This window comes from Mesorhizobium sp. M1423 (assembly GCF_040317575.1).
GTDB lineage: Bacteria > Pseudomonadota > Alphaproteobacteria > Rhizobiales > Rhizobiaceae > Mesorhizobium.
In genome coordinates this window covers 1-7693 of the sequence record NZ_JAMYKU010000058.1, presented here as the reverse complement: position 1 = coordinate 7693, position 7693 = coordinate 1, and the positions used below count along the sequence as shown (strand labels likewise).

The window sequence follows — 7693 nt, the reverse complement described above, 5'->3', positions numbered from 1 at the left end:
ACTACGCCAGCTATGGCGAGCGCCTCAACACCGGTTTCCAGACGCAAAAATCCTATATCGGCGAGCGCTTCGATCCCGAGACCGGACTGCTCTACCTCAATGCACGATACATGGATCCGGTGCTGGGGAGGTTCGTTCCCAGGGATCCAGAGGGCGCCGAGGACAGGACCTCACCATGATCGGGAGGGAGGGCACAAGGATTAGAAGCGTGATCAAGCTGGCAACCGCTCTACTTCTGATCCTGGCCGTGGGCAACCTCTCCAGGGCCGACGATATCGATCGATCGAACCCGGCGGCTTTTGTCCGGGCCTTGGTTAATGTGCCCGCCGGTAAAGCCGACTTTGCCCGCGCCAAGCTGGCGGTTGACAAATTCGTCGATCCCTCGATCGACAAGGCTGCCGGGATCGCTGAAATCGACAGCATGGTGGTGACGCTCAATAAGATGCTCGATACGTTGCCGCCGGAGGCTGCTTCCAGCAGCATGGAGAAGATGAAGGCCTTGCGCACCTTCCTCTATGAAGGCGGCTGGTGGAACAATGGCCGGCAGTTTGAATATGATCTTTCAGATCCCTACGGCCAGAAACCCGGCTCGCAGTCGCTGCCCAACTATCTCGCGACGAGAAAGGGCAATTGCGTCTCGATGCCGGCTCTTTTCCTCATACTGGGAAAGCGTCTCGGCCTTGATGTAACGCTTTCGACCGCGCCGCTGCATATCTTCGTGAAATTCACAGACGACGCGACGGGCAGGACCTGGAATCTCGAGACGACCAGCGGCGCGGGGTTTACGCGTGATGCGTGGTACCGGCAAAAAATGCCGATGACCGACGAGGCGATCACCAACGGGGTTTACCTCAAGACGCTCTCGCAGCGCGAGGCACTATCGATCGTCGCAACGCCGATCCTCGACGATCTCATCGCCAGTGGGCGCTACGACGAGGCGGTTGCAGTCGCCGATGTGTTGATCGAAGCCTATCCGGCCAATGCCTATACATTGGTGAAGAAGGGCACGGCCTATTACCGGTTGCTCGACGCCAACATCATCCAAAAGTACCCGAGGCAAAGCGACATTCCGGCCGACACGATCGCCTATGCGAATGATCTCTACCGGGCCAATCGAGAAGCCTTTGCTAAAGCCGAAGCGCTCGGCTGGCGCGACCCGAAGCTGAATTAGACACCGATTCGAGCAGATTGATGGGGCGGGGACTCTGTATGACGAGAAAATCGTTCGGCGATAAGATTGCCCAACGCATGCTGGTGGTGCTGTTGGCCATCACGATGATGACTACCGGGACAGCCGGTGCTTACTCTTCGGCGGCGTTTCGGCCTCATTTGCTGAAGCAAAGTGCTAGATCGGATGTTCAGGCGGCACGCTTTGTCTCGCCAGACACGCTGGATCCAACACTGCCCAGCATAGGAACGAACCGATATTCTTATTCCGGCAACGACCCGATCAACAAAAGCGATTCGAACGGACATCAATACGTTGACCCAATGGGCGGTTATTACCCCGGGCCGGATTGCTATTGCTCTGGCTACCCAGGCTATGACTACAATCCACTCGAACATCCCGCCCAAACAGGGTTGATGATGGCGGCCCCTGCGGTCGCCGCAATATCACCGGGCCTCGCTTTGGGCATGTTTACGCGCGCTCCCGCGGCAACGACGCTTGCGACTGAAGTGGCCGCAGCGGAAGTAGGCGTGTCGGTTGGTGGTTTGAGCTATGCTCAAAAGACGTATACCGAAAGTTTCAGTAGCATCGGTAAGGCGCAATATTCCCAGTTGGTAGGCAGTAAAATAAGCAGAATCGGCGATCTGGTGTCAGCTATCTCCAGCGGTAAAGTTAGAGCCACGGATATTGCGGTCGAAATAGGCAATTTGAATGGAAAGAGCTATATTATGAATACGAGAACCGCTACCGCATTGGAACGCGCAGGCATACCCCGTTCACAATGGAGTTTGATTGACAAAACGAAAGACAAAGCAGCCATGGATCGGTTGCGTGCCCAACTTGCGAGGAACGAAATATCTCCGGGTCAAACTGTTTCAAAGCCAACTAGCGACGCGGCGTCTGGAGCAGGCCAGGCTGAACAGGGCGCAAGTTCATCTGGTGGAGGGCTCTTAGGCGCGATTGGACGAGCGACCGGGCTTTGGTAAATTCTATGCAGGAAAGTCCCATGAGAGAATTCTTACAACTGCCTTTCGACTCAAGCGGCTATGGTGATTTTGGCGTCTGTTACTCTGGCTCTAATGCCAAAGTGCAATTCGACTACAAGAAGAACGGCATCGCGCTGGTAGGAGAGATATACTTCACATTCTGCTTGTCTATTTTTGTGAACGGCAGGCTAGACAAGCAGAGCAAACTTCCATATGACAAGGTTCTTATCAGTGAAGAAGGTATCGGGTATGATGGAACCTTTAACAGCTATGTATTTATGCTAAGCGGAAGCGACTTTCAATTCGAGGTAGTTGCGAAGAGTTGCTCTTTCGTAGAATCGGTTGCCTCCGGTATCGTGATTGAACGATAGAGTTGTCTAAATAGTTTGGTGGAATTATAGTGGGTGGGAATTGTGCTTTACGGTGACGGGACTGCATTACCACCTCGCTGATGTCTGGAACTGAGCGTTGTGCCTGATGCAGAACCGTGTGCGACTGATCCTGACGTCGGCCGGCACGAATGGCAAGCGGCGCGCGCTTGCCAAAAACGCGCGCTGCGGCTGGCAGGTGAACCGACTGCGCGTACGGATTTGAAGCTAGGCTGTCATCGTTTGCGGGCTAGTCGATTTGATCGAGAGGCCGAGAGTATCGGTAGGCCGGTCGGCCGCGACGCACTTCCGGATTGCCGGGCAAACCGGAAAAAATGGTGAAAAGGAAAACGCGGCAGGTAGGTAAGAGAAACAATTACTTCACCCAATTCGGATCATCTCTTGTCGGCCCACGCGGCTCCGTGCTTCGGCCGACAAAATTGGTCTTGCCCGCACCGGATGACACCCGATAGCCGGTCCTACTAATGGCCACTCACCTACCCTGTGGACAGAGCCGAAATAACGCCAGCAATTCCAACGCTCGTCCCCAACAAGCCCTAGACTAAAAACCTAGGGGAATCGGGCGGATGTCGATCAATCTGAGTAATTGCGTCGTGGTGTGCATGCTGCTCGCATGCGCAGGCTGCACGTCTCCGTCGGGCAAGGATTTTTTCACCGAAACCGTTGATAGCCTGCATGCAAAGAACTCGCCGTTGCGGGCGGGGTATAACGCTTCTCATCCCCTAACTGCGGCAGGCGAGGCCCAACGCTTTTCCGGTGCACAGTATCAGGGCTCCGGCAATTTTGTGTCGTCTGGCGCGCCAATCGCCCAAGTAACGGCGGATGGTTCTGGTCAATTCGAGCTCAATCTGGTCAGCGCACCTGTCGCACAAGCGGCGAAAGCCGTGCTTGGCGACGCGCTGCATCTCAACTACATCGTCGATCCGCGCGTGCAGGGGACGGTGACGCTGCAGACGTCGCAACCTGTATCGCAGGATGCATTGGTCGATATCCTGGAATCCGCACTTGCCGTAAACAATGCCGGGATCACCAAACGCGCCGGCACGTACCAGATCGTTCCGCTGTCCGACATCATGTCCAGCACGCCGTCCGTCAGTGTGCCGTCGGTCTCGCCCTCCGGCCCTGGCATCAAGGTGCAGGTGCTGCAGCTGCAGTACATCGCGGCTGACGAAATGAAGACCATCCTCGAGCCGATCACGCGACAAGGCTCAGTGCTCAGAGTCGATTCCACCCGCAATCTGATCACGGTCGCAGGCAACAACAGCGATCTCGATGCCATTCGCGAAGCGGTTTCGGTGTTCGACGTCGACTGGATGCGCGGCATGTCGGTCGCGCTTCATCCTCTGAAAACCTCAAAGCCTGAAGCCGTTGCCTCTGAGCTCGATTCGATCTTCGGCACCAAGAACGGCCCTGGCGCCAAGGTCATCCAATTCATTCCCAACGACAGGCTGAATTCGGTGCTGGTGATCACCTCGCGCCCGGCCTATCTCAGCCGCGCTGCGGTGTGGATCGGCAAGCTCGACAAGCTGGCCGAGACCAACGAGGACCAGCTCTTCGTCTATGAGATTCAGAACCGACCGGCCAAGGAACTGGCTGCGGTGCTGAGCTCCGTGCTCGGCACTTCGGTCAAGACCGAGGAAGAGACGGCCGGCGCGAACGTGTCGCCCGACATGACGCCGATCGCCTTGCAATCGGATGGCGTAACGCCGGTGCCATTGACCGGCCCGTCCCCCTCGCTCGTTTTGGCGCCAGACGAACAGTCTCCCACCCACGCCAAGGTCGTGGCTGATGTCGAGAACAATGCGCTGCTGATACAGACCACGGCACGGGACTATGATCGCATCGAGCATATCCTGACCAAGCTCGACGTTTTGCCGACGCAAGTGATGCTGGAGGCGGTGATCGCCGAAGTGACGCTGAACGACGAACTGAAATTCGGGCTTCGCTGGTTCTTCGAAAACAATGGTATGAAGATCTCGCTGTCCGACGTGGCCAGCGGTTTCACCGGCGCGACCTTCCCCGGTTTTGGCTGGACCTACGCGACCGACAACATCCAGGTTACGCTGAACGCACTCGCCAGCATCACCGACGTCAATGTGATATCGGCGCCAACCATCATGGCGCTCAACAACCAGAGGGCGATCCTGCAGGTTGGCGATCAGGTGCCGATCATCACGCAGCAGGCTGTGGGAACATCGACCGCCGACGCGCCGATCGTCAATTCGGTCGAGATGAAGGACACCGGCGTCATTCTCACGGTGACGCCGCGCATCAACAATGCCGGCCGCGTCATGCTCGATATCAGCCAAGAGGTCAGCAACGTGACCAAAACGACGAGCTCCGGCATCGATTCACCGACCATCCAGCAGCGCAAGATTCAGACCCGCGTGCTGGTCAATGACGGCGAGAGCCTGGCGCTTGGCGGGCTCATTCAGGAACGCAACAATGTCGACCGCGGCCAAGTGCCGATCCTCGGCGATATCCCGATCATCGGCAACGCGTTCAAGCACAAGACCGACAGCATCGGGCGGACCGAGCTGATCATTTTCATTCGCCCGCGCGTTATCCGCGACATTAACGAGGCGCGCCAGGTCACGGACGAATTCCGCGGCAAGATCAGCCTGCAGACGCCGATCCAGCAGCGCCGCGGCGGAACCCGACTGCAACAGAATCTCAAACGACTGAAATACTGATCATGGACGCGCACTTGTCTCTCGTGCTGGCCGCGACGATCGCTCTGACGGCAATCCTTGTCGCCATTTCAGCCGCGGATTTCCGAAGGCTGATCATTCCCGATGAACTCAATTTGGCGCTGGCCGGAACGGGCCTTGCCTTCCAGATGACGACGCATGCGGACCAGCTTCTGAGCCAAATGCTATTCGCAGTTGCAACCCTATCTGCTGTCTGGCTCATCCGTCATGGTCATTTCGCAATTACCGGCCGGATCGGTCTTGGGTTCGGCGACGTGAAGATGCTTGGCGCCGCCGCATGCTGGATCAGCCCGCTGCTTATGCCGGTCTTGCTGTTCATAGCGAGCGCAAGCGCTCTGCTGTTCATCGGTGGTCAGGTGGTCGCGCTCGGACCGGCTGCGGCGCGGGTGCGCGTCCCCTTCGGCCCGTTCATCGCTGCGGGCCTCGGCTGCACCTGGGCGCTGGAACAATTTGCAGGTTGGAACATGGGACTACTCCAATGACTTCTCTCCGTTTCATTCGACCAAGGAGAAAACACCTCCGTGAATGCGAAAATCGTGAAAGCGGCTTTACGCTCGTCGAGCTTCTGGTCGTGCTCGCCATCATCGCGCTGATCGCCACGCTCGCTGCCCCGCAGGTTCTGCGCTATCTCGGCTCGGCCAGGACCAATGCGGCCAAGGCGCAAATTCGCAACATCGAAAGCGCCCTCGAACTCTACTATGTTGATAACGCCAAATATCCGACTTCGGAGGAAGGCCTCTCTGCGCTGGTGACGGCGCCTGCCGGCGAAGAGCGCTGGAATGGGCCGTACCTCAAGGGGACCACCGGGCTGAGTGATCCTTGGGGGAAACCTTATGCCTACGAGGTGAAGGCCGATGCGAGCGGTGTGATGATCCGCACCTTCGGCCGCGACGGCAAGCCCGACGGGAATGGCGAAGATCAGGACATCACCAACTGACCGACATTCCGGATCGTAGATAGTCAGTTCGTGGGCTGCGCTTGGGTATCTGCCAACTCGAGGCGCGCAAAACCTGCGGATGAGTAGGTCGCGCCGTCCCGATCGACCGAGATCGTGAACCGCACGGCGGCCGGCAGGCGGCGCTGGGAGCTCCAGCTGTCCGACCATAGAGACGCTTCTGTCGAGCCGTCGAGATATTCGAACTTTATGGCGGTCACGCCGGGAATCAGTCGTACAGATTGGTTCTCGGTCGGTTTGCTGCTTTCGCTGCCACGCCGTGGTTTTTGGACGATGGCCAGAGTGTCTTCGGCTTGATCCTCGCCTCCAAGCGAAACGGCGATTTCCCGCAGCGCCGCGGACCTGAAGCCGATCGCCTGAACGCCGTTGAATTCGATCCGGGCCGGCTCACCGCTGAGATAGATCACATTGTCCGGTGACGATTTTGACAACGGCAGCGGCTCCGCATGACTGATTGCCATTTCAAGAAACCGCGAGGCAGCATCGACCTCCATCTGCATCTCGGTTGCCTTCTCGATGCGCATCATCGTGCGGGCTTGTCCGAGAAAGACAATCATCAGCGAGGAAATCACGCCGGCAAGCGCGAGCCCGACCAGCACGTCGATCAGCGCAAATCCCTCGACCGATGCCGATGACTTGCGAACTCCACCAGGGCGGCGCGGTTCGAAGTTGGGTCTGAGGAAGAGAAACCCTGGCCGTTGCCCGCAAACATCGGAGGGGCGGCTCATTGAGAGTTCGTATCCTGGACGGGAACAAACGTCAGAAACGGCTCGCCACGCCCGGCACCAGCGGGGCCGGTTCTCTCAATGATAATCGCTGTTAGTTTCGCGTTCGATATCTCAACCGTGCGGGTTTTCACGCTCCAGCCGGGCTGCGCGGGATCGGAGGGAATTGAGTTCGACCCGGCATTGGCTTGGTAATCGGCCAGCATCGCACGTACTGCGCGAGCGGCTTCGACCTGCGCCTTCGCAACCGAGATGCTGCGGCTCGCCATCACGATCGACTGGCTCGCGATACCAAGAACAAGCGCTAGGATCGTCATCGCGACGATCATCTCCAGGATCGAAAACCCGTCTTCACCAGAATGTGGGTTTGCCTGCGAGATCATGGTAGTTTCCGCCGCGTCGCAAGCCCGGTCAGCCAGTTCACCTCGATCCGCACCGTCTGGCCTGTTCGTTGCAGATCGAGGTCCAGCCCGGAAGCGCTGCCGTCCGGGAGGAATGTCAAAGTCGCCTGCCGATCCGCAGCCACAGTTTCCAGGCCCGTTGTCACAGTCATCTCGACGTCTTCGGGCAGGACGAGCGTGTCTCGATCATCGAAGCGGATCGCGCCGGCGCGAGGATCGATGACGATCTGTTTCGGCCTGGCGGTGGCGATTGCAGACGTGCGTGACAGGCGTAGTCGCGTGGTGATCTCGCTCGACAAACGTTCCAGATTCTTGGTTCGATAATTTCTGGCAATGCCTGGAGCCGCAATGGCCGCGA

The 7693-nt window shown here is 57.9% G+C and carries 10 protein-coding genes; 7 read left to right on the top strand and 3 right to left on the bottom strand.

The window, feature by feature from the left end:
- From NKG95_RS33680 to gspG, 7 genes are all read left to right on the top strand, one after another.
- The coding region (locus tag NKG95_RS33680) for an RHS repeat-associated core domain-containing protein (RefSeq protein ID WP_353043810.1) at window positions 1–179 on the top strand (179 nt) is incomplete at its 5' end.
- Window positions 180–208: 29 nt separating this feature from the next.
- The gene (locus NKG95_RS33675) at window positions 209–1171 is read left to right on the top strand and encodes a transglutaminase family protein (RefSeq protein WP_353043809.1); all 963 of its coding nucleotides are present in this window, start codon (window positions 209–211) and stop codon (window positions 1169–1171) included.
- Window positions 1172–1209: 38 nt separating this feature from the next.
- Window positions 1210–2154, top strand: a complete 945-nt coding sequence (locus NKG95_RS33670; RefSeq protein WP_353043808.1) for an RHS repeat-associated core domain-containing protein — start codon at window positions 1210–1212, stop codon at window positions 2152–2154.
- A gap of 20 nt (window positions 2155–2174) precedes the next feature.
- Entirely contained in the window at window positions 2175–2525 is a 351-nt protein-coding gene (locus tag NKG95_RS33665) for a hypothetical protein (protein ID WP_352849623.1), read from the top strand.
- Window positions 2526–3109: 584 nt separating this feature from the next.
- Window positions 3110–5236, top strand: coding sequence for a type II secretion system secretin GspD (gene gspD / locus NKG95_RS33660; RefSeq protein ID WP_353043807.1), 2127 nt, complete (start codon window positions 3110–3112; stop codon window positions 5234–5236).
- Between the two features lie 2 nt (window positions 5237–5238).
- Window positions 5239–5736: a prepilin peptidase gene (locus NKG95_RS33655; protein WP_353043806.1), complete on the top strand. Its 498-nt coding sequence runs from the start codon at window positions 5239–5241 to the stop codon at window positions 5734–5736.
- On the top strand, window positions 5733–6191 hold the full coding sequence (gene gspG / locus NKG95_RS33650; protein WP_353043805.1) for a type II secretion system major pseudopilin GspG: 459 nt from the start codon (window positions 5733–5735) through the stop codon (window positions 6189–6191). The genes NKG95_RS33655 and gspG overlap by 4 nt, the downstream gene beginning before the upstream one ends.
- 23 nt (window positions 6192–6214) lie before the next feature.
- Here the strand turns inward: gspG and NKG95_RS33645 are convergent, their stop codons facing one another.
- The 3 genes from NKG95_RS33645 to NKG95_RS33635 all read right to left on the bottom strand — a co-directional run.
- A complete protein-coding gene (locus NKG95_RS33645) occupies window positions 6215–6808 on the bottom strand; it encodes a type II secretion system protein GspJ (protein WP_352849627.1) in 594 nt (197 codons plus the stop codon).
- Window positions 6809–6933: 125 nt separating this feature from the next.
- Window positions 6934–7317 carry a prepilin-type N-terminal cleavage/methylation domain-containing protein gene (locus NKG95_RS33640; protein ID WP_353043804.1) on the bottom strand — a complete coding sequence of 128 codons (384 nt, stop codon included), beginning with the start codon at window positions 7315–7317 and terminating at the stop codon, window positions 6934–6936.
- Window positions 7314–7693: GspH/FimT family pseudopilin (locus NKG95_RS33635; protein ID WP_353043803.1), on the bottom strand; the 380-nt coding region annotated here is incomplete at its 5' end. The genes NKG95_RS33635 and NKG95_RS33640, both read right to left, overlap by 4 nt.